Source organism: Streptomyces sp. NPDC037410 (assembly GCF_055602235.1).
Window position 1 is genome coordinate 195227 of record NZ_JBVJWR010000001.1, and the last position, 19774, is coordinate 215000.

The 19774-nt window shown below is 71.5% G+C and carries 22 protein-coding genes and 1 tRNA gene; 8 read left to right on the plus strand and 15 right to left on the minus strand.

Features of this window, described 5'->3' with window-relative positions; translation table 11 throughout:
- Positions 1-225 precede the first annotated feature (225 nt).
- Together ACZ7HT_RS00915 and ACZ7HT_RS00920 are read left to right on the plus strand one after the other, a co-directional pair.
- On the plus strand, positions 226-654 hold the full coding sequence (locus ACZ7HT_RS00915) for a DoxX family protein (protein WP_471159022.1): 429 nt from the start codon (positions 226-228) through the stop codon (positions 652-654).
- Between the two features lie 344 nt (positions 655-998).
- Positions 999-1628 (plus strand): DedA family protein, encoded by a 630-nt coding sequence (locus ACZ7HT_RS00920; protein WP_471158357.1) that lies wholly within the window; start codon positions 999-1001, stop codon positions 1626-1628.
- Positions 1629-1773: 145 nt separating this feature from the next.
- Here the strand turns inward: ACZ7HT_RS00920 and ACZ7HT_RS00925 are convergent, their stop codons facing one another.
- On the minus strand, positions 1774-2031 hold the full coding sequence (locus ACZ7HT_RS00925) for a DUF2277 domain-containing protein (RefSeq protein WP_471158359.1): 258 nt from the start codon (positions 2029-2031) through the stop codon (positions 1774-1776).
- 96 nt (positions 2032-2127) lie between these two features.
- A complete protein-coding gene (locus tag ACZ7HT_RS00930) occupies positions 2128-2352 on the minus strand; it encodes a hypothetical protein (protein WP_116161233.1) in 225 nt (74 codons plus the stop codon).
- A 187-nt stretch (positions 2353-2539) separates the two neighbouring features.
- On the opposite strand from ACZ7HT_RS00930, the gene ACZ7HT_RS00935 reads away from it, so the two are divergent.
- On the plus strand, positions 2540-3298 hold the full coding sequence (locus tag ACZ7HT_RS00935) for a GntR family transcriptional regulator (RefSeq protein ID WP_471158361.1): 759 nt from the start codon (positions 2540-2542) through the stop codon (positions 3296-3298).
- A 115-nt stretch (positions 3299-3413) separates the two neighbouring features.
- Here ACZ7HT_RS00935 and ACZ7HT_RS00940 read toward each other — a convergent pair whose 3' ends face one another.
- On the minus strand, positions 3414-4172 hold the full coding sequence (locus tag ACZ7HT_RS00940) for an MBL fold metallo-hydrolase (RefSeq protein ID WP_471158363.1): 759 nt from the start codon (positions 4170-4172) through the stop codon (positions 3414-3416).
- Between the two features lie 138 nt (positions 4173-4310).
- On the opposite strand from ACZ7HT_RS00940, the gene ACZ7HT_RS00945 reads away from it, so the two are divergent.
- A complete protein-coding gene (locus ACZ7HT_RS00945) occupies positions 4311-4760 on the plus strand; it encodes a lamin tail domain-containing protein (RefSeq protein WP_471158365.1) in 450 nt (149 codons plus the stop codon).
- Between the two features lie 51 nt (positions 4761-4811).
- Here ACZ7HT_RS00945 and ACZ7HT_RS00950 read toward each other — a convergent pair whose 3' ends face one another.
- From ACZ7HT_RS00950 to ACZ7HT_RS00960, 3 genes are all read right to left on the minus strand, one after another.
- Positions 4812-5318 carry a DUF4231 domain-containing protein gene (locus ACZ7HT_RS00950; RefSeq protein ID WP_471158366.1) on the minus strand — a complete coding sequence of 169 codons (507 nt, stop codon included), beginning with the start codon at positions 5316-5318 and terminating at the stop codon, positions 4812-4814.
- Positions 5319-5403: 85 nt separating this feature from the next.
- The gene (locus ACZ7HT_RS00955; RefSeq protein ID WP_471158368.1) at positions 5404-5943 is read right to left on the minus strand and encodes a flavoprotein; all 540 of its coding nucleotides are present in this window, start codon (positions 5941-5943) and stop codon (positions 5404-5406) included.
- A 170-nt stretch (positions 5944-6113) separates the two neighbouring features.
- A tRNA-Val gene (locus ACZ7HT_RS00960) sits at positions 6114-6188 on the minus strand.
- A gap of 257 nt (positions 6189-6445) precedes the next feature.
- On the opposite strand from ACZ7HT_RS00960, the gene ACZ7HT_RS00965 reads away from it, so the two are divergent.
- From ACZ7HT_RS00965 to ACZ7HT_RS00975, 3 genes are all read left to right on the plus strand, one after another.
- Positions 6446-7108, plus strand: coding sequence for a DUF4097 family beta strand repeat-containing protein (locus ACZ7HT_RS00965; RefSeq protein WP_471158370.1), 663 nt, complete (start codon positions 6446-6448; stop codon positions 7106-7108).
- A 34-nt stretch (positions 7109-7142) separates the two neighbouring features.
- Entirely contained in the window at positions 7143-8546 is a 1404-nt protein-coding gene (locus ACZ7HT_RS00970) for a hypothetical protein (protein WP_471158372.1), read from the plus strand.
- A 407-nt stretch (positions 8547-8953) separates the two neighbouring features.
- Positions 8954-9163 (plus strand): FmdB family zinc ribbon protein, encoded by a 210-nt coding sequence (locus ACZ7HT_RS00975; protein WP_471158374.1) that lies wholly within the window; start codon positions 8954-8956, stop codon positions 9161-9163.
- On the opposite strand, the gene ACZ7HT_RS00980 is transcribed toward ACZ7HT_RS00975, so the two are convergent.
- Genes ACZ7HT_RS00980 through ACZ7HT_RS00990 form a run of 3 tightly spaced genes read right to left on the minus strand, consistent with a single transcriptional unit; the run spans position 9160 to position 13790 of the window.
- Positions 9160-9984, minus strand: a complete 825-nt coding sequence (locus ACZ7HT_RS00980) for an HAD family hydrolase (protein ID WP_471158376.1) — start codon at positions 9982-9984, stop codon at positions 9160-9162. The genes ACZ7HT_RS00975 and ACZ7HT_RS00980 overlap by 4 nt on opposite strands.
- Complete coding sequence (locus ACZ7HT_RS00985; protein ID WP_471158378.1) at positions 9981-12587, minus strand: phosphoribosyltransferase; 2607 nt, start codon at positions 12585-12587, stop codon at positions 9981-9983. Before ACZ7HT_RS00985 ends, ACZ7HT_RS00980 begins: the two co-directional genes overlap by 4 nt.
- Positions 12588-12605: 18 nt before the next feature.
- On the minus strand, positions 12606-13790 hold the full coding sequence (locus ACZ7HT_RS00990) for an HpcH/HpaI aldolase/citrate lyase family protein (protein WP_471158380.1): 1185 nt from the start codon (positions 13788-13790) through the stop codon (positions 12606-12608).
- 176 nt (positions 13791-13966) lie between these two features.
- Here ACZ7HT_RS00990 and ACZ7HT_RS00995 point away from each other — a divergent pair, with 176 nt between their 5' ends.
- Positions 13967-14911: a TerD family protein gene (locus tag ACZ7HT_RS00995; protein WP_471159024.1), complete on the plus strand. Its 945-nt coding sequence runs from the start codon at positions 13967-13969 to the stop codon at positions 14909-14911.
- Between the two features lie 36 nt (positions 14912-14947).
- Here ACZ7HT_RS00995 and ACZ7HT_RS01000 read toward each other — a convergent pair whose 3' ends face one another.
- The 6 genes from ACZ7HT_RS01000 to ACZ7HT_RS01025 form a co-directional block, all read right to left on the minus strand.
- Entirely contained in the window at positions 14948-15685 is a 738-nt protein-coding gene (locus tag ACZ7HT_RS01000) for a TerD family protein (protein WP_471158382.1), read from the minus strand.
- Between the two features lie 118 nt (positions 15686-15803).
- Positions 15804-16946 (minus strand): DUF475 domain-containing protein, encoded by a 1143-nt coding sequence (locus tag ACZ7HT_RS01005; protein WP_471158384.1) that lies wholly within the window; start codon positions 16944-16946, stop codon positions 15804-15806.
- Positions 16947-16974: 28 nt separating this feature from the next.
- Entirely contained in the window at positions 16975-17550 is a 576-nt protein-coding gene (locus ACZ7HT_RS01010) for a TerD family protein (protein ID WP_471158386.1), read from the minus strand.
- An 82-nt stretch (positions 17551-17632) separates the two neighbouring features.
- Positions 17633-18208: a TerD family protein gene (locus ACZ7HT_RS01015; protein ID WP_030495317.1), complete on the minus strand. Its 576-nt coding sequence runs from the start codon at positions 18206-18208 to the stop codon at positions 17633-17635.
- A 149-nt stretch (positions 18209-18357) separates the two neighbouring features.
- Complete coding sequence (locus ACZ7HT_RS01020; RefSeq protein WP_471158388.1) at positions 18358-18816, minus strand: peroxiredoxin; 459 nt, start codon at positions 18814-18816, stop codon at positions 18358-18360.
- Between the two features lie 159 nt (positions 18817-18975).
- Entirely contained in the window at positions 18976-19398 is a 423-nt protein-coding gene (locus ACZ7HT_RS01025; protein ID WP_471158390.1) for a DUF3052 domain-containing protein, read from the minus strand.
- Positions 19399-19774 lie beyond the last annotated feature (376 nt).

Genomic DNA, 19774 nt, shown 5'->3' on the forward strand with positions numbered 1-19774 from the left:
GGTGCCTAACCTTACGGCCTCGTCGGTTTCCGTCCCCCCGCGCCCCGTTCCCCACGAACGAGGCCAGACCGAAGGAGTCCCGCCCCCATGACCGACCCGAACACCACCAGGGCCGAGAACGCACCCGGCGCCCTGGATACCCCTGGAACCCCCGCCACCACCGGCACCTTTGGCACCCCGGGCTCCCCGGGCTCCCCGGGCTCCCCCACGAGCCTCACCGCCCGCCTGAACCAGGCCCAGCCCTACGCGCTCGGCCTCTTCCGCATCGTCGTCGGCCTGCTCTTCGCCTGCCACGGCGTCGCCTCCCTCTTCGGGCTCCTCGGCGGTACGGCGGTACCGGCCGGCACCTGGCCGGGCTGGTACGCGGCCGTCATCCAGCTCGGCGCCGGCATCCTGGTCCTGGCCGGGCTCGGCACCCGCAGCGCCGCGTTCCTCGCCTCGGGCTCGATGGCGTACGCGTACTTCAAGGTCCACCAGCCGGAGTCGCTCTTCCCGCTCCAGAACGGCGGCGAGAACGCGGCCATGTTCTGCTGGGCCTTCGCCCTGCTCGTGTTCACGGGCCCGGGCGCCCTGGCTCTCGACCGGCTCTTCGGCGCCGGTGAGGCGACGGACGCGAAGGCCCGGGAGGAGCGGGGCGCACCGGTCCCGGCCTGACCGCACGGCGTACGTACCGGGCCGGCGCCCGACCGGATGGGCGCACCTACCGGATCGGCGCCCAACCGGATCGGCGCACTTACCGGAAGAGGCCGGAAACCGCACCACGGTTTCCGGCCCTTCTCATGAGCCGTGGGCCCTTATGAGCCCACGGCTCTTCCGGGCCCGCGGCTCTCATGAGCCCGCGGCTGCTACAAGCCCACAGCCCGTAGACGCCCGCGGTCCGTATCCCCTATCAACCCCCGGCTCCTATGCACCCGCACCACCCGTCTCACCGCACCACCCGTCTCGCCGCATCGCACCCACCGGCGGTCCGGCGCCCGCCCCCGCGTAGGCTCTGGCCTGTGAATCTGCTCGACAGCCTGGGCTCGCTGCGGTCGCTCACCGCCGGCCCATGGATCTACCCGGTGGTGGCGACGTCGATCCTGCTCGACGTCTTCCTCCCCGTGCTGCCGAGCGGCTTCCTGGTGATCACCGCGGCCACGGCGGCGGCGACGGGCACGGGGGCCTCCTCGGGCGTACCGTCGCTCCTCCCCCTGCTCCTCTGCGCGGCCGGCGCCTCGGTGCTGGGCGACTTCCTCGCGTACCGCCTGGCACGGCGCGGAGGGGCCCGGCTGGACCGGGCGATCGGACGCTCGCGCCGCCTCTCGCTGGCGCAGGAACGTCTCGGCACCGCGCTCGCGCGGGGCGGCGGACTGCTCGTGGTCCTCGCGCGCTTCGCCCCGGCCGGCCGCTCTGTGGTCTCGCTGGGAGCGGGCGCGGCGAAGCGCCGCGCCGAGGAGTTCCTGCCGTGGTCGGCGCTGGCGGGCGTCACCTGGGCCTCGTACAGCGTGGGGCTCGGCTGGCTGGGCGGTCAGTGGCTGGGCGCGACCTGGTTCAGCGCGGGGGTGTCGACCCTCGCACTGTTCCTCGCGGGCGGTCTCGCCGCGTACCTCATACGGCGTCCGGCTGCGGCTCCCGCACCCGCGTCCTGACGGCGGCGGTCTGAGGCTCCCGCGTCCTGACGGCGTCCGGCTGCGACTCGCGCGTCCTGGCCGCGGCGGGCCGAGGCTCCCGCGTTCTCACGGCGTCCGGCTGCGACTCGCGCGTCCTGACGGCGGCGGGCCGAGGCTCCCGCGCTCACACGGGCGCCGACTGCGGCTCCCGCGTCCTGGCGGCGGCGGGGTGGGCGCCGCGCACCTCCAGGCCGTCGAGGAGTCTCGCGGTCGCGTCGGCGATCTCGTCGACGGCCCGCTCGAAGACCTCGCGGTTGTGGGCGGCGGGCGCGCGGAAGCCGGAGACCTTGCGGACGTACTGCAGGGCGGCGGCGCGGATGTCGTCCTCGGTCGCCTCTTCGGGCAGGGCGGGCGGGCGGAGCGTCTTGATGCTGCGGCACATGCCTCCAGTGTGGCGCGCCCCACTGACAACCGCTCCGAGCACGCCGCCGGCACCCACGCAGGGGGCCACCGAGGCACCCTCAAAGCGGCGGGTCGGTCACCCGCCCAGCCCGCGTCTGCTCCGCGCGTTGATCTCGGCGGTACGGGCCCGCAGCTCGTGCAGAGGCGTGGCGGGCTGGACGTCGACGGGCTCGGCCTCCCACTCGCCGCCGCCGTGGACGGCGCGGATCAGAAAGCGCCCGGAGACGCTCTCCACATAGAAACCGACCCGCCCCGTGGCGGTGTCGCGGACGAGGTCACCGACCTCGGGCAGTGGCTGCACGCATCCCCTCCGTCCCGAATCCTGAAGCCTGGGGACACTCAGGGAAGCGCGGCGACTCCGCCCTGTCAACGTATCTCTAGAGATGTCCCCCGATGGATGGATCGACCGGGCGGGGCGGCGTACAGGCGTGCCCCCGGGCCGAGGAGCGCGCCGTAGGGTGTCCCGCAACGAAGGGAGTGGTCCACCCGTGACTGACCAGGACAGCGCTCGTCGGCCCAAGTACCAGCGCATCGCCGACGAGTTGAGAACCGCGATCCAGTCGGGCGCCTTCGCGCCGGGCGACCGGCTCCCCGGCGAGAACGACCTCATGACGACGTACGACGTGGCCCGCATGACCGCCCGCCAGGCCCTGGCCGTGCTGCGTACGGAGGGACTCGCCGAGGCGCGCAAGGGCGCCGGGGTCTTCGTCCGGGTCTTCCGTCCGCTGCGCCGCCGGGGCATCCCGCGCCTGGCCGGGGACCAGTGGGGCAGCGGCCGTTCGGTCTGGTCGGCGGACGTGGAGGACCGGGACCTCGTCGTCGACCAGATCGAGGTGGGCGAGACGGAGGCCGGCGACCGGGTCGCGGGGGCGCTGAACCTGGCTCCGGGGGCGCCGGTCTGCGTCCGGAGCCGCCGCTTCGTCCTCGACGCGAAGCCGGTGCTGCTCTCGGTGTCGTACCTCTCGGCCGAGCTCGTACGGGGGACGCCGATCACCGAGCCGGACACGGGCCCGGGAGGCACGTACGCGCGACTGACGGAGCTGGGTCACCGGCCGGTGCGGTTCCGGGAGGAGATCCGCTGCCGGATGCCGACGGCGGAGGAGTCGGACCGGCTGTCGCTGGAATTCGGGACGCCGGTGGTGCTGATCGGACGGACGGCGTTCACGGGGCCGGGGATGGCGGTGGAGCTCAACGAGATGACACTGGACTCGTCGTCGTACGTACTGGAGTACGACTTCGACGCGTAAGCGAGACGGCGCTACCGCAAGACCCAGGCCCCGCCCTAGGCCCCGCCCCCGGCTCAGGCCCCGGTTAAAACTCGGCCCCCGCCCCCCATCCCCATCCCCATCCCCAACTCTCCATCTATCCGGCCTGGAACCGAAGCCCGGGATCGGCGTGGACGACGTCTCCGGAGAACTCGGCGGCGGCGAGGGCGACGGCGTCGGCAGGGGAGGTCCCCGGCCCGACGTGGGTCAGGACGAGCCGCCGGGCACGGGCGGCGACGGCGCTCTGCCCGGCCTGCGCGGCGGAGTGGTGCCCGGGCACGAGACCATCGGCCTCGCAGACGAACAGATCGCATTCAAGGGCGAGTTCGACGAGACCGGGACAGGGTTCACAGTCCCCGGAGTACACGAGCGAGTGTCCGCCCGCATCCTCCACGCGCAGGGCGAAGGCGGGCAGCCCGCCGTGCTCGACGGCACGGGAGCGGAGGGTGAGGCCACCGACGCGGCCGAGATGCCCGTCGTACAACTCCTGTACGGCGAAGGCCTTTTCCACCGGGCTGCGGTCGGGTCCGTTCGTGAGGAAGGCGGCGAGCCGGTCGGCGATGCCGGGCGGACCGAAGAGGGGGACGGGCAGCGGCAGGTCGAGCCCGGCGTACAACAGCGCGTAGAAGGCGGTCAGCAGATCGGCACTGTGGTCGGCGTGGAGATGGGAGATCCAGACGGCGTCGACCTCGCCGAGCGAGACGTACCGCTGGAGCTCGGCGAGGGTGCCGGTCCCGGCGTCCACCCAGACGCGCACGCCGCCGCCCTCGACGAGGTAGCCGGAGCAGGCGTTGCCCGGCCGGGGGAAGGGGGTGGCGGACCCGAGGACGGTGATCCGCAGCGGCGCGCTGCTCATACGGCGAGTCTAGGACGACTGGTAGGACGACTGACCGGAACTGGCCGGAACTCGCGTGGAACCCGTGAAGGATGTGCATATTCTGTGGGCTCGCCGGGCCCCATCGGCGGGTGCCCGGCAGAGAACTGAGGGACTTTCATGCTTCGCGTACGCACGCTCGCGGCCGTGACCGCGGCCGCCGCCTCCGGCATCCTGCTGCTGCCTTCGCAGGCGCAGGCGGCCGGCTCGGTCCACCTGTACAAGATCTACTACGACAGCCCGGGCACGGACAACCGGTCCAACACCAGCCTCAACGGCGAGTACGTCCAGATACGCAACACGACCGCCGGCGCGGTCAGCCTGCGGGGCTGGACGGTCACGGACGCGGCGGGCCACAAGTACACCTTCGGCGGCTTCACGCTCGGCGCGGGCAAGATCGTGACGGTCCGCACGGGCCGCGGCACGAACACGTCCGCGAACGTCTACCAGAACCGTGCCGCGTACGTCTGGAACAACGACAAGGACACGGCGACGCTGCGGAAGTCGAACGGCGCGTGGGTCGACAACTGCTCGTACAACTCGACGCGGGTCGACTACAAGTGGTGCTGACGCCCATGCCGAACTGACCCCCGTGGGCCCCGACGCACCGGGGCCCACACCCTAAGCGGCCCCCTGTTCCGCCTCCTCCGGCTCCGACCCCTTACGGGCAGCGGGAACCCCCTGCGACTGCACATCGGAGTTGACCTGCCCGCCGAGGGTCATGACGTTCAGGGTGGCGGAGTTCTCGTTGGCGATGGCCTTCTCGACGCGGGCGACGAGGACGGAGAACGCGTCGCGTCTGGCCAGGTCGTGATACGGCCCGACCTTGGTCTCGAAGTAGACGCGCTCGTGCCCGAGCAGCTGCTCCGTCGAGCGGTAGTTCTTCCACTGCTCGCGGTAGCGGTAGACGCTCTCCAGCGAGACGGCGGCGACGACGACCACGCTCAGCACGGTGGCGGTGATCCGCGCGAACTCCAGGTCCAGGTTCACGAACACGGGCACCAGCGCACCGCCGACGACGGACACGGTCCGCATCCGCAGGTGCATCGCCTTCATCCGGGTCGCCTTGGCGTCGTACCAGCCCTGGTACTGCACGAGCCTGGTCTCGATGTACCGCTGCGGCGTCATCTCGCCACTCTGCGCCCCTGCTTCGGGCGCGTCCCCCACACCAGTCATGCCCGGAGTACACCGACCAGGACGCGTCCACGTCAACTCAGCCGGCCACGACCGCCTCACGCACGGCTTCGAGGGCATGCCGCCACCGAAAGAGCCCGCCCTCCCGCTCCCCCGGCTGATGGGGTACGAACCCGTCCTCGCCGTACAACACCGAGACCCCGGCACCGCGCAGCGTCTCCACGGAGCGCTCGAACTGCGGGTGCTGGGCGTAGGCCGCGTTCAGGCACGGAACGGCGACCATCGGAATCCCCTTGCCGATGCCCTCGGCGACGACACCGACGACGAAGGTGTCCGTGATGCCGAGCGCCCAGCGGTTGACCGTGTTGAACGTAGCGGGCGCGACAAGAACGGCCGAGGCGGCCGGCCACACATCCGGCTCACCGGGAAGCCGGTAGTCCCACCGCACGGGATGCCCGGTGAGCACGGCGAGCCCATCGAGCGACCCGGCAAGCCAGCGGGCCGCCGTAGGGGTGAGCCCGAGGCAGACGTCCCAGCCGTCGGCCTGCGCGTCCTCGATGACACGGGCAATATCGAAAACGGGCTCGGCGGCGCTGGCGAACAAGTACAGGGTGCTCATCCCCTCATCCGACCACACCCCCTCCCACCAGCACGGAAGCGGGCAGCCACGAAACACCGCCGACGTCCCGTGCGGTCACCAACCAACCCACGAACCGAACACCGGCCCACCCCTCCGCCACCCACGAACGCCAAAGGCCCCGGACCGAGATCGGTCCGGGGCCTTTGCACTGGTGGGCGCGGACGGTTTCGAACCGCCGACATCTGCTTTGTAAGAGCAGCGCTCTACCCCTGAGCTACGCACCCGTGGAAGAAGCAACAGCCTACATGGCCGGTGGGTGGGTGCCGCAAATGGAGGGGGCGGGGGGATAGCCCCACCCCCGGGGCGGTGGGTCGCCGGATCGTGGTGGGGGGTCGTGGGGTTCTAGGTTCGGGGGGATCTTAGGTGTCGCTTCTGGGGGTTCGTCGTCATGGCCGTACGCCGCACGTCTCGTGCGCTGCTCGCTTCCTGTGTCGTCTTGCTCGCGCTCGCGGGGTGTGCGGCCGAGCCCGAGGACGCGCCCGTGGAGCGGAAGACGTTCGCGTTCGACGGGGACGCGCTCACCGTCGACTCGGACGACTCCCGGCTTGTGATCACGCCCGCCGACGTCGACGACGTGCGGGTGGAGCGGCAGGTCGACGGGTGGGTGTTCATGGGGTCCGGGCCCGAGGCCAGCTGGAAGCTGGTCGACGGGCGGCTCACCCTGCGGGTGGATTGCGACGCCGTCGCGGCCAGCTGTTCGGCCGTGCACCGGATCCAGGTGCCCCGCGGGGTCTCCGTCACCGTCGAGGACGGCAACGGGGACGTGACCGCCGACGGGTTCACCACGCCTCTGAAGGTGCGCTCCGACAACGGGGACGTGCGGGTACGGAACGCGCGCGGCGTGCTCGATCTCGGGAGTGGGAACGGGGATGTGAGTGTCGAGGGGTCCGTGACCTCGCCCGAGGTCTCCGTGCGGTCCGACAACGGGGGCGTGGACATCACCCTCGGCGCCGTCCCCCGCAAGGTCGACGTCGTCACCGACAACGGCGACATCACCGTGACCGTGCCGAAGGCCGAGTACGCCGCTTCCGGCGCCAGCGACAACGGCGACGTACGTGTTGATGTGCCTCTGCGTGACGGGAGTGGGCACGTCGTGAACCTGCGCAGTGACAACGGGGACGTCGCCGTTCGTGCGGTGAACTGATACGGCCGTGTGTTCGTCATTACCGGGTGGGAGAATGAAGCCTGACCGGGCACGGCGGACACAGCACGGGGAGCGGTACGTGGCGGAGAGCGACGCTAGGGGCACATCGGCGCCCAGGGGTTCCTCCGCGTTCCGGCTGGCACTCGCGCTGCCTCTGTTGGTAGGAGCGCTGTTGCCGCAGGCCTTCGCCGGCGGCGGGACACGTCGCTGGTTCGGTGGGCGCGGGGAGGGGCAGCGGGCCGAGGCCCAGGCCGCCAAGGACGCCGCCGCGGCCTCCTTCTACGAGCTCGACACCGCCCAGCGCGGGCTCCGCATCTCCATCGAGACGATCACCGCCGTGGACAGCTCCCCCGAGGCGCGTCGCGCCGTCGACGGGTTCGAGGCCCTCGGGCGGCGGATCGACGAGGTCAGTCATGTGTACATCAGTGCTGTGGATGCGACCGATCTCGATCGGGACGAGTTGGACGCCGCCACCGCCTCGCGCGCCCGTGCCGAGCTGATCCGCGCCAAGGACGAGCTCGACCGCGTCAAGGGTGAGTTGGACCGGTTCGAGGAGGGTCTCGCCCCGCTCCTCGGGCGCGCCGAGACCCAGCTCGCCCGCCTCGCGCCCGCCGTCGAGCGCGCCCGGCAGGCGCTGCGTGGTGCGAGCGGTGCCCTCGATGCCGTACGGGAGCGTGGGCTGCGAGCCGATGACCTCGCCGCGCGGCTCGCCGCGCTCGGGCCCGAGCTGACCCGCCTCAACGAGGGCGCCGGGCGGCACGGCGTCGCCGAGACGCTCCAGCGCGCCGACCGGGTGCTGCGGGACGCCGAGGCCGTACGGGCCGAGGCCGAGCGGCTGCCCGAACGGGCCGCCGAGATCGACAAGCGCCTCGTGTCGCTGCGTACCCGCGCCGAGGCCCTCGGCACCCGCGCCGGAGGTGTCGAGCCCGTCCTCTCCGAGCTGCGCCGGCGCTACTCCGCCGCCTGCTGGCAGGACCTCCAGCACGTGCCCGAGCAGGCCGTCGTGAGCCTCCGCCAGGCCGGGGAGCGGCTCGCCGAGGCCGGGAACGCACGGGCCGAGCAGCGCTGGCCCGACGCGACCTCGCTGCTCTCCACGGCCCGCGCGCTCCTCGACTCGACCGACGAGGCCGTCTCCGCCGCCGGCGACCGGCTGCGCCGCCTGGACGCCGTCGCGAAGGACCCCACGGCGGAGATCGACCGCACGCGGTTCGCCGTACGGGACGCCCAGCGGCTCGCGATGGCCGGGCGGAACACGCCCGAACCGCGCCACGCCCGGCCCCTCGACGAGGCCGTCGCCCGGCTCGACCGGGCCGTCGGCTCCCTGGAGGGCCGCCATCCCGATTACTGGCACTTCCTGACCGAACTGGAGGCCGTCCGCGCCTCGGCCGCCCACGTCGTCAGCCAGATTCGGGAGGAGCGGGGCGGCCCCGGTCACTGACGGCGAGCCCGAGACGGGATGGGGGCTGGCCGAGGCGGGATGGGGGCTGGCCGAGGCGGGCTGAGGGCGGGGCGATGCGGGATGGGGACTGGCCGATGCTGGCTGAGGGCCGGGCGAGGCGGGCTGAGGGCTGGCCGATGCTGGCTGAGGGCCGGGCGAGGCGGGCTGAGGGCCGGGCGAGGCGGGCTGAGGGCTGGCCGATGCTGGCTGAGGGCCGGGCGAGGCGGGCTGAGGGCTGGCCGATGCTGGCTGAGGGCCGGGCGAGGCGGGCTGAGGGCTGGGGCGTGACCGGGGCCGTGGCAGGAGACCGTGACCAATCCCGTCGCAGGGGCCGTGGCCGGTCCCCGTGGTCCGGCGGCCCCGCGCCGACCCCGCTGGCCCGCTCCTCCCGCCGCTAGCCTGTTCCCATGCCTCGTTACGAATACCGCTGCCGCACCTGTGGTGACACCTTCGAGCTCAGCCGTCCCATGGCCGAGTCCTCCGCTCCCGCCTCCTGCCCCGCCGGGCACGACGACACCGTGAAGCTGCTGTCCGCCGTCGCCGTCGGCGGAAGCAGCACCGCCGCCCCCGCGCAGGGCGGTGGCGGCGGCTGCTGCGGTGGGGGCTGCTGCCGCTAGGACGCTGCCGCCGCCCGGAAGCGGCGGAGGATCTCCTCCCCCGCCGCCACCCCGCGCTCCGCGAGGACGTCGAGGTGGGGTGCCGTCCAGTCGCTGTCGGCGAGCTCGCCGTGGCCCGGGCGCCAGGCCCTGTCCGCGGCGAGCAGCAGGTCGGCGTCGAGGAGGGAGTCCCCGGCGGCCAGGGTGAGCGTGGCGCCGGTGCGGCGGGCCACCTCGCGGACGGCCGCGCTCTTGGTGAGCGGCTTCGGCACGGCGTACACCTTGCGGCCCTGGAGCGAGACGGTCCAGCCGCGCTCGTCCGCCCAGCCGCCGAAGCGGTCCAGCCAGTCCTGCGGGAGACGCTCCCGCTCGACGACGAGGTACGCGAAGAGGTCCTCCGCCACCCGGTGCTTGCGCACCCAGGACAGGTCCGTGGTGGCGGTGAGGTAGGCGCGGATCTCGGAGAGCGGGGCGCATTCGTCGTCGAGTCTGCGCAGGACGGACTTGTGCCAGTCGCCGTCGGAGACGCCGTCGACGAGGATGTGCCCGCCGTTGGCGCAGATCGCGTACGCCGGTGCGGTGCCCGGGAGCTGGATGCGCTGGTACTGCTTGCGCGTCCGTGTCGTCGTCGGCACGAAGACCGTTTCGGCGGTCAGCCGCGCCAGGAGCTCGGCCGCGTCCTCGGTCATGTAGGAGAGCGGCTTGGACTCGTGGACCTCGACGCACAGCAGCCGGGGCGCCTGGGCGTCCGGCATGCCGAGGGCGAGGGCCGCGGTCGAGTAGATGAGGGTGCGGTCGAGGTCGCTCGCGACCAGGGTCTTCGTATCCGTGGACGTGCTCACTGGGACACCACCGCCTTTCCGTCCGCGCCCGTCGCACCCCTCGTGTACTGAGGGTGGATCAGACCAACGCAGCTGTACGGGAGTTCGTCGACCACCTCGACCGGTACGCCGCGCTGCTCGGCGAGCAGCCGGACGTGCGCGAGGTCGGCCTCGGCGCCCCGCTTGGCGAGGATCTTCCAGGGTACGCGGCGGAGCAGGACGCGCGTGGTCTCGCCGACGCCCGGCTTCACCAGGTTGACGTCGTGGATGCCGTACTCCTCACTGATCCGCTCGACGGCCGCCCAGCCCTCCCAGGTGGGGGTGCGGTCGGCGGCGAGGAGCTCCTTGACGTCGGCGTCGACCGTCGCGGCGACCTCGTCGAAGCGGGCCGCCACGGCGTCGAGGAAGGCCACGGAGACGTCGGCCCCGGCCAGTTCGCGGTAGAACTTGGCGCCGTGGAAGTCCTGCGGTCCGACGAGGTCGGAGCGCAGGACCGTGCGCGATATCAGGCCGGAGACCGTGGAGTTGAGGCACGCGGAGGGGATGAGGAAGTCCTCGCGGGTGCCGTAGGTGCGGACGCAGGAGCCAGGGTCGGCGAGCACCGCGATCTCCGGGTCGAAGCCGTCGAACTCCTTGACCGCTTCCGCGAGTTCGCGGGTGATGGCGCCCTTGCCCGTCCAGCCGTCGACGAACACGACGTCGGCCGGGTCGTGGTGGGCGGCGAGCCAGCGCAGCGCGTTGGCGTCGATGCCGCGGCCGCGCACGATGGAGACGGCGTAGTGCGGGAGGTCGAGGCCGTGGCGGGCCTGCGCCCAGCGGCGCATGAGGACGCCGACCGGGGTGCCGGCGCGGGCCAGGGAGACCAGGACCGGGCGGGCGGAGCGCTCGGCGAGGACGGTCTCGGTGACCGTGCCGACGGCGCGCGCCATCCGGGCGGCGGAGCTGTCCAGGGCGGCCTGGAAGAGCTCCTGGTAGCGCTCGCTGGGCTGGTACTCGACGGGGAGCGACTCGGCGTAGTGCGCGCCGCCGCTCTGGATGGCCTCCTCCCGTTCCTCGGTGGGGGCCTCGAGTTCGACGTCCGAGAGGTCCTGGAGCAGCCAGCCGACCTCTTCGGGTGCGTACGAGGAGAAGGCGGGGCCGCGGAGGGGCTCGGGCAGCATGGAGCTCCTTTCGGGAGCTTCGGGAGCGTCGGTGACGGAGACCTTGGGGGTGGCCTTGGGGGTGACCTCAGGGTTGACCGCGGAGGTGCCCTCGGGGGTGTACGACGGGATCACCGCCAGCACGACGCGCGGGATGTGCGCGGCGAGCTGGGCGAGCAGGCCGGCCGGGGCGTGCAGGGCCGGGGTGTCGGCGGCTGAGTCGACGACGAGGACGACGGCGTCGAAGCCGGCGCCCGCGACGTTGTACGCGTAGCGCTCGCCGGGTCCGTCGGCGGGGTCGTCGTGGGACGGGAAGACGAGCCGGGTGCGGATGGCGTAGCCGGGGTCGTCGACGGCGAGGACGGGCGAGCGGGTGGTCGTGGAGTAGCGGACGTCGTGTCCTGCGTCCTCCAGGGCGGTGCCGAGGCGCAGCGGCGCGTACATCAGCTCCTCGAAGCCGAGGACGAGGACGCGGGGCCGGGGCCGGGGCCCTGCGGGCAGCGGCGGTGTGGCGGGACGGCCCGGGGCCTGCTCGGCCCGCTGGGCCCCACCCTGCGCCGTGGGCGTTTCCCGGCCCGCCTCGGGCCGTCCCGGCGCGCCGGGACTACCCAGGTCTCCCAGCGCCTCCGCGAGCCTGCCCGCCATCCCCGGCAGGGTCGCCTCCAGGTGGTCCCGGTGGTCGGGCGTGAAGCCGTGGCGGCCGCCGTCGGGGAGTTCCGCGGGCCAGCCGAGTTCCACCCGTACGGGTGCCTCCCGGGGTGCGCGGGGGTACGGCACGGGGGTCGCGCCCTCGTGTTCCGCCACCAGGGCCTGGCCCTTCTCCAGGACGCCGTCCGGGAGGCGGACCGTGCCGGCGGCGCCGGCGATGAGGTCGACGCGGGCGCCGATCTCCGTCGCGAAGGCGTCCAGGCGGCCGAGGTCGGCGGCGGAGCGCATGTCGACGAGGGCCACGACGACGTACCGCTCGCGCGGGTAGCGCTCGTGCAGGGCGCGAATGGTGTTGAGGACCGTGTTGCCCGTGGAGAACTCGTCGTCGACGAGGACGAGCGGGCCGTCGCCCGCGAGGAGCCCCGGGTCCTCGGGCAGCAGGAGGTGCGAGGTGGCATGGGAGTGGGACTCCTCGAAGCCGCCGGCGCGGGCGACGCCGGCCACGGGGCGCCGGGTGGAGTGGAGGTACGGGGCGAGGCCGAGGCCGTCGGCGACGGCGTGCCCGAGGGCGGTGGCGGTCTCCGCGTAGCCGAGGACGACGGACCGGGCGGCCTCCTCGTCGCCGAGGAGCTCGCGGACGCGCCGGCCGAGCGTGAGGCCGGAGCCGTACACGACGGCCGGGCGCTGCGGCACGTGCTTGCCGAGCACGCTGGAGACCAGCAGGTGCGCGCGCTTGGGGTTGCGGCGCAGTGCGAGGCCCAGCAGGGCCGGCAGCGCCTCGTCGCCGATCAGTTCGACGCCCAGTCGCTCCGCGACCCACGTTCCGGTCCACACCACGTCGTCGACGTCCCTTCGTCAGCCGGCCAGGCCGGCGGTGAGCAGATCCACGAAGCCGACGTCCTCCTTGGCGACGCCGAAGACCTCGGCGCGCAGGAGGATGCGCTCGGCCCACGCGCGATGCGGCTTCACCTCGTTCATCTTGTTCGTGTAGGCGGAGCGGAGGACTCCGCCGCCGTCCCGCTCGGGCCGCAGGATGTCCTGGGCGTCGCTCCACTCCTCGTGGCTGACGACGGAGAGGGCGTGCACCGGCACCACGTGGGTGGGGTGGATGCAGGTCTTGCCGAGCAGGCCGTTGGCCCGGTCGAGTTCGATCTCGCGGAGCAGGCCGTCGAGGTCGTGCTCGATGAGGGCGGTGCGCAGGTCCTCGGCGCGGCCTTCGAGGAAGGGGCTGCGGCGCAGCTGTGGCTTGAACATGCGCTCGCCCTGCCGGAAGTACTCCCAGACGGGTCCGGTGATGGTGAAGCCGGTGCCGTCGGAGCGGCTGAGGACGTTGACGACGTCGGCGATGACGTTCGCGACGATCTTGATGTCGTACGCGGTCATGTCGGGCGAGCGGCGCAGCCCGTAGGCGGAGCAGAAGTCGGTGACGCCGAGGCGGAGGGCGAGGACGCGGTCGCGGTACTTGTCGGTGATCGAGGCGATCCCGGCGAGGGTCTCGGCCCGGGTCTCCAGGTGGAGGAGCTCGGGGGACTCGAGGACGGGCATGGCGAAGAGGCGCCTGCCGCTCGTCCGCTCGGCCTGGGTGAGCGCTTCGAGGAAGGCACGGCCGCGGGTCTCGGTGAACTTGGGGAGTACGAATCCGGACAGCAGGGCGACGGTCGCGCCGAGGCGGTCGACGAGGTCGGTGATCTGGCGCGGTTCGCGGACCCGGATGAAGAGCAGGGGCAGGTCCGTGGCGGTGTCGGCGTCCGTCACGGTCCCGGCGGCGAGCTCGGCGAAGGTCTGGACGAGGTTGGCCTCGCCCGCCCCGACCTCGGCGTCGCTGATGGAATCCTCCAGGCAGAGCACCATGGAGACCACTCCGCGCCTGGCCTGTTTGCGTACGGCGTCGGCCAGCCGGGGGCGGGTGGCCGGGCTGTAGAGCGTGGCGCCCAGGGCCACGGCGAGCGTGCGGGCGGGCGAGTCGGCCGTGAACTCGGCCGGCTCCCGGTGGAACAGCCCGGCCTGCACCTCGGCCGGGATGTGCCCGAAATGACGCATGTGAGTCCCCCGTCTGCCTCTCCGGCCGTGATGACATGTGGCCGGTAATAGTACGTATGTATGGGTGTCCTTAGTTCCCTCGGCGCATGAAATTCAGGTAACTCGACGGCATCCCTCACTCCGTTCCGGTATCGGTGGTGCCCCCGCGTTGTCCGCGGGTCGGGCGGGAGGGCAGGATTGCGGTCATGACGCACGCGATGCTGAAGGGCTCCAACGTCCCTCTCGACACCGCGGCCGTACGGGCCGTGCTCCGCTGGACCCCGGGCCCCGGGGTCCCCGACGTGGATGCCTCCGCCCTGCTCCTGGGGCCGTCCGGGCGCGTGCGGTCCGACGAGGACTTCGTCTTCTACAACCAGCCGCGCCACCCCTCGGGCCTGGTGCGGCGGCTGCCGAAGAAGCGGGTCGCCGAGGGTCTGACGGACACCGTGGAGGCCGATCTCGCCGGGCTGGACGTCTCCGTCGACCGGGTGGTGATCGCGGCCTCCTCGGACGGCGGCACCTTCCGGTCCGTCTCCGACCTGCGGATCCTGCTGTACGACGCGGTGGCCGGGGCGGAGCGCGAGCCGCTGGCCCTGTTCGACGTGACGGCGGAGACCGGCGAGGAGACGGCGGTCATCTGCGGCGAGCTGTACCGGCGCGGGGACGGCTGGAAGTTCCGCGCGGTGGGCCAGGGCTACCCGACGGGGCTCGTCGGCCTCGCCACGGACTTCGGCATCTCGGTCGACGAGGACGCCGCGGAGGGCCGGGACGGACGGGACGGTCTGGACGCTCTGGACGGCCAGGGCCTCCAGGGCGGGGCGCCGACGGCCTCCACCGGCTCCCTCCAGGGCGGCGCGCCGACGGACTCCACCGGCTCCCACGACCCCGACCTCGACCGGACCGTGGTCCACACGCCGGTGCCGCCTCAGCCGACCGTGCCGCCCATGCCGGACCGCGCGCCCGCCTACGGCTACCCGCAGCAGCCGGTGAACACGCCTGCCCCGGCGTACGGCTACCCGCAGCAGCCCGTGAACGCCCCGGCCCCCTCGTACGGCTACCCGCAGCCGGTGACCGCCCCCGAGCAGAACCCGGCGCCGGAGTTCCGCATGCCGCCGATGGGACCCCAGTTCATCCAGCAGTGACGCCGGGGCCCCTGACGCCGGGCCCCGGGGCAGGGCTCACGCCTTGGTCTTGTAGCCGCGGCCCCACTGGAGCCCCCAGCCGTACAGCCGGTCCAGTTCGGCCTGGAAGCCGTACACGAACCGCACCTCGCGGCGGACGGTCAGCTCGCCCTTGACGTTCTCCATGGAGAAGACGGCGCAGGAGCGGGCCTGCGGGGCGCGCTCGTCGAGCTCGATCTCGATCCGGGGGCCGTTGCTCGGGTAGAGCGTGACCTTGGCGTGCGTACGGTCGAAGGCCGGCGTCTGGTCGTAGATGTACGCGAAGAACAGCAGCCGCTTGAAGTCGTCCCGGTGGTCCAGGTTGACGAAGATCGTCTCGCCCGAGGAGCCGCCGAAGCGGTCGTCGCCGCTCAGCTTCACGTACGGGGCGGCGTTGAGGTCGCCGAAGAAGCCGCCGAGCGGCTGCACGACGCCCTTGCTGCCGTCGGCGAGCTCGTAGAGGCAGCCCAGGTCGAGGTCGACGTTGACCATGCCCTGGGTGTGGGCCTGGACGACCTCGGGCTTGAAGAGCTGCGCGGGGTTCCGCAGCAGCCGTCCGCTCTGGCGGGAGCGGCCCTCTATGTCGGAGGTGCGCATCCGCCAGGAGAGGTTCACCCGGAGGTTGCCGCTGGCGGCGCCCTGCTGGGTGAGCGAGACGGTCGGGCGCCGTTTCGTCAGATCGATCGCGTTCGACGCGGCGCTGCCCGAGTCGAACTGCGCCGCCCTCCCCGGAAACAGGTTGTCCCAGAAGGCCATGTCGCCTTCACCCCCCACTGGTCGTCAACACCGCGGCCGTCGGCGCCGCGCACATGCCCGCGGGGCGGCCGGATGCACCGGCCGCCCCGCAGGGAAGCATTCCTCACCGCCGGGGGTGTCACACCCCGGACGGCACCTCGGTCTTGTCGTTCGCGGAGCCGCCCTCGGCCGCCGCGAGCCGCTGGTTGCGCCGGACGGAGGACCAGAAGGACCAGCCGATGAGCGCGACGCCGATGCCGCCGGTGACGATCTCGGGGATCTCGTACTGGATGGTGATCATGAGGACCACGGCCAGGGCGCCGATCGCGTAGTGGGCGCCGTGCTCCAGGTAGACGTAGTCGTCGAGGGTGCCCTGGCGGACCAGGTAGACCGTCAGCGAACGGACGTACATGGCGCCGACGCCCAGGCCGAGCGCCATCAGGACGATGTCGTTGGTGATGGCGAAGGCGCCGATGACACCGTCGAAGGAGAAGGAGGCGTCGAGGACCTCCAGGTAGAGGAACATGAAGAAGGCGGCCTTGCCGGCGAGCTGGACCACGGAGACCTTCTTGCCCGTGCGCTTGGCCTCTTCCTCGGCCTCCTGCTCGGCCTCCTCTTCCTCCTCCAGCTTGTTCTCGAAGTAGCCGGAGAGACCGCCGACGACGAGGTACGTGATGAGGCCGGCGATGCCGGAGATCAGGACCGTCTGCGCCTTGTCGACGTGCGCGCCGCCGTGCTGGTGGGCGTGGGTCGCGAAGGTCATCGAGGTGATGAGCAGGACGACGAGGGCGATGCAGACCGACAGCATGTCGACCTTGCCGAGCTTGGCCAGCGGGCGCTCGATCCAGCGCAGCCACTGGATGTCACGCTCCTCGAAGATGAAGTCGAGGAAGATCATCAGCAGGAACATGCCACCGAAGGCGGCGATCGACGGGTGCGCGTCGGTGACCAGCTGCTGGTAGCGGTCGGCGTCGTTCAGCGCGAGATCGACGGCTTCGATGGGCCCGATCTTCGCGCTGATCGCGACGATCACGACGGGGAAGACGAGGCGCATGCCGAAGACGGCGATGACGACGCCGATCGTGAGGAAGATCTTCTGCCAGAAGGCATTCATCTTCTTCAGGATTCCGGCGTTGACCACCGCGTTGTCGAACGACAGGGAGATCTCGAGGACGCAGAGGATCGCGACGATCCCGAACGCCTCCCACCCTCCGTACAACACCGCCACGGCCAGGCCGACCACAGTGATCGCGAACGACCAGCCGAAGGTTTTCAGAATCACTGTCTACCCCATCGTGAAATTACAGGCTTTACGAAACGTTGACCCCGAAGTCTAGAGCGATGCCCCGAAGCCCGGACGCGTACCCCTGCCCCACCGCACGGAACTTCCATTCGCCGTTGTAGCGATAGAGCTCGCCGAAGATCATCGCGGTCTCGGTGGAGGCGTCCTCCGAGAGGTCGTAGCGGGCGAGCTCCTGGCCGTCCAGCTGGTTGACGACGCGGATGAAGGCGTTGCTGACCTGGCCGAAGCTCTGGCCGCGGTTGTCGGCGTCGTGGATCGACACCGGGAAGACGATCTTGTCGCAGTGGGCCGGCACCTTGGTGAGGTCCACGATGAGGGACTCGTCGTCCCCCTCACCCTCTCCGGTGAGGTTGTCGCCGGTGTGTTCGACGGAGCCCTCGGGGCTGCGGAGCTGGTTGTAGAAGACGAAGTACTCGTCCCCGAGCACCCGGCCGGCCTGGCACAGCAGGGCGCTGGCGTCGAGGTCGAAGGGGGCTCCGGTGGTGGAGCGCGCGTCCCAGCCGAGCCCCACGAGGACCTGGGTCAGGTTGGGTGCGGCTTTGGAGAGGGAGACATTGCCTCCCTTGGCGAGCGTGACGCCCATGATTCGGTTCCTCCCCGGTGGTGATGAGGCACGTCCGGCGCCGCACGCGAGGTGCGGCGCCGGACGGTTCGAACGGTTCGACTCAGACGTTGACGCCGAAGTCCTGCGCGATGCCGCGCAGACCCGAGGCATACCCCTGGCCGACGGCGCGGAACTTCCACTCCGCACCATGGCGGTACAGCTCGCCGAAGACCATGGCGGTCTCGGTCGAGGCGTCCTCGGAGAGGTCGTACCGGGCGATCTCGGCGCCGCCGGCCTGGTTCACGACGCGGATGAACGCGTTGCGCACCTGGCCGAAGGACTGCTGGCGGTTCTCGGCGTCGTAGATCGAGACCGGGAAGACGATCTTGGCCACGTCGGCCGGCACGCCGGCCAGGTTGACCTTGACCTGCTCGTCGTCGCCCTCGCCCTCGCCGGTGAGGTTGTCACCGGTGTGCTCGACCGAGCCGTCGGCGCTCTTGAGGTTGTTGAAGAAGACGAAGTCCTGGTCGTTGCGGACCTTGCCCGCCTCGCTCACCAGGATGGCGCTGGCGTCGAGGTCGAAGTCCGTACCGGTGGTGGTGCGGACGTCCCAGCCCAGACCGACGGTCACGGCGGTGAGGCCAGGGGCCTCCTTGGTCAGCGAGACGTTGCCGCCCTTGCTGAGGCTGACTCCCACGAGTCCCTCCATAGGTTTTCAGGGGCAGCGCCCCAGTCGTGCGTTGGCATCGGATCAACGACTGGATCCTAGTGACGGGTTCCCGGTCGAAACAGTCGATTCGCCCGGTGATTCCGAGGGTGTCGGTCCCGTTCCCGCCCTGCGGGCCCTCAGAGGGCTTCGAGGGCCTTGAGGTAGTCGCCGAGGTCACGGGCGTCCGAGAGGGCGTTCACGACGGTCCAGCGGACGACGCCCTCCTTGTCGATGACGAAGGTGCCGCGGACCGCGCAGCCCTTCTCCTCGTCGAAGACGCCGTACGCCCGGGAGACCTCGCCGTGCGGCCAGAAGTCGGAGAGCAGCGGGAACTCCAGGTCCTCCTGGTCGCCGAAGACGCGGAGGGTGTGGATCGAGTCGTTGGAGACGGCGAGGAGCCGGGTGTCGTCGTTGACGAACGCCGGGAGGTTCTCGCGGAGCTCGCGGAGTTCGCCGGTGCAGACGCCGGTGAAGGCGAACGGGTAGAAGAGCAGCACCACGTTCTGCTCGCCGCGGAAATCGGAGAGCCGCACGGTCCGGCCGTGGTTGTCCTTGAGCTCGAACTCCGGGGCCTTGGTGCCGACCTCGATCGCCATCGCGTACGCGTCCCTTCCGACGGGGCCCGGGCCTCGGCCGTGTCGCCTTGGCCGTGTCGCCTTGGGCCGTATCGGTGAACCCGGGTGGAACCCACCCTACGGCCTGCGCACGAAAGCCCCCGCCGGGGGACCCGGCGGGGGCTTCTCGCAGCGTGGTGATCAGCGCTTGGGGGCGACCAGGCGGGTGCCGGCCCAGTCCTTGGCGACGCTGATGCTCTTGGTCTGGGAGAGACCCGCTGTCTGCGCGGCATCGTTGATGTCGGACGGCTCGATGTAGCCGTCACGGCCGGTCTTCGGGGTCAGCAGCCAGATCACGCCGCCGTCCTCCAGAAGACCGATGGAATCCACCAGGGCGTCGGTGAGGTCACCGTCCTCGTCACGGAACCAGAGCACGACGGCGTCGGCGACGTCGTCGTAGTCCTCGTCCACGAGGTCGGCCCCGATGATGGACTCGATGCCTTCACGGAGATCCTGGTCGACGTCTTCGTCGTAGCCGATCTCCTGGACCACCTGTCCGGGCTCGAACCCCAGCCTCGCTGCCGGGTTGGTCCGCTCCTCCGCGTGGTCCGCGGTCGCGCTCACGGCTTGCCTCCTGCTCATTCGGAAAATGCTGTGGGCCACGCGTATGCGCGCGGCGCTGGCCGTAGTCCACACGTGCCGGGGCGGATCGCGCAAGTACCCGGCCGCCGAGACCGCCGAAACGGTGACGTTTGGGGCCGTCTCGCCGCAACTTCCGGCACCGCCGGTCCCTCCTCAGTGATCAGGCACACATGCTTCGTCCCGGTTTACGGACTTCTGCGGTTTCAGTCTGCCGAACGCCCGGACGAAACGCATGCGCGGGTTGAGCGTAAGGTTGCGATTTGACCGCACGCAGACCTCGTCCAGACCGCTCCCGGACCGCTGGAGACATCCGAAAGACAGGCCCTGAGACGGGCCCTGGGCACCCCCCGGGGGTTAC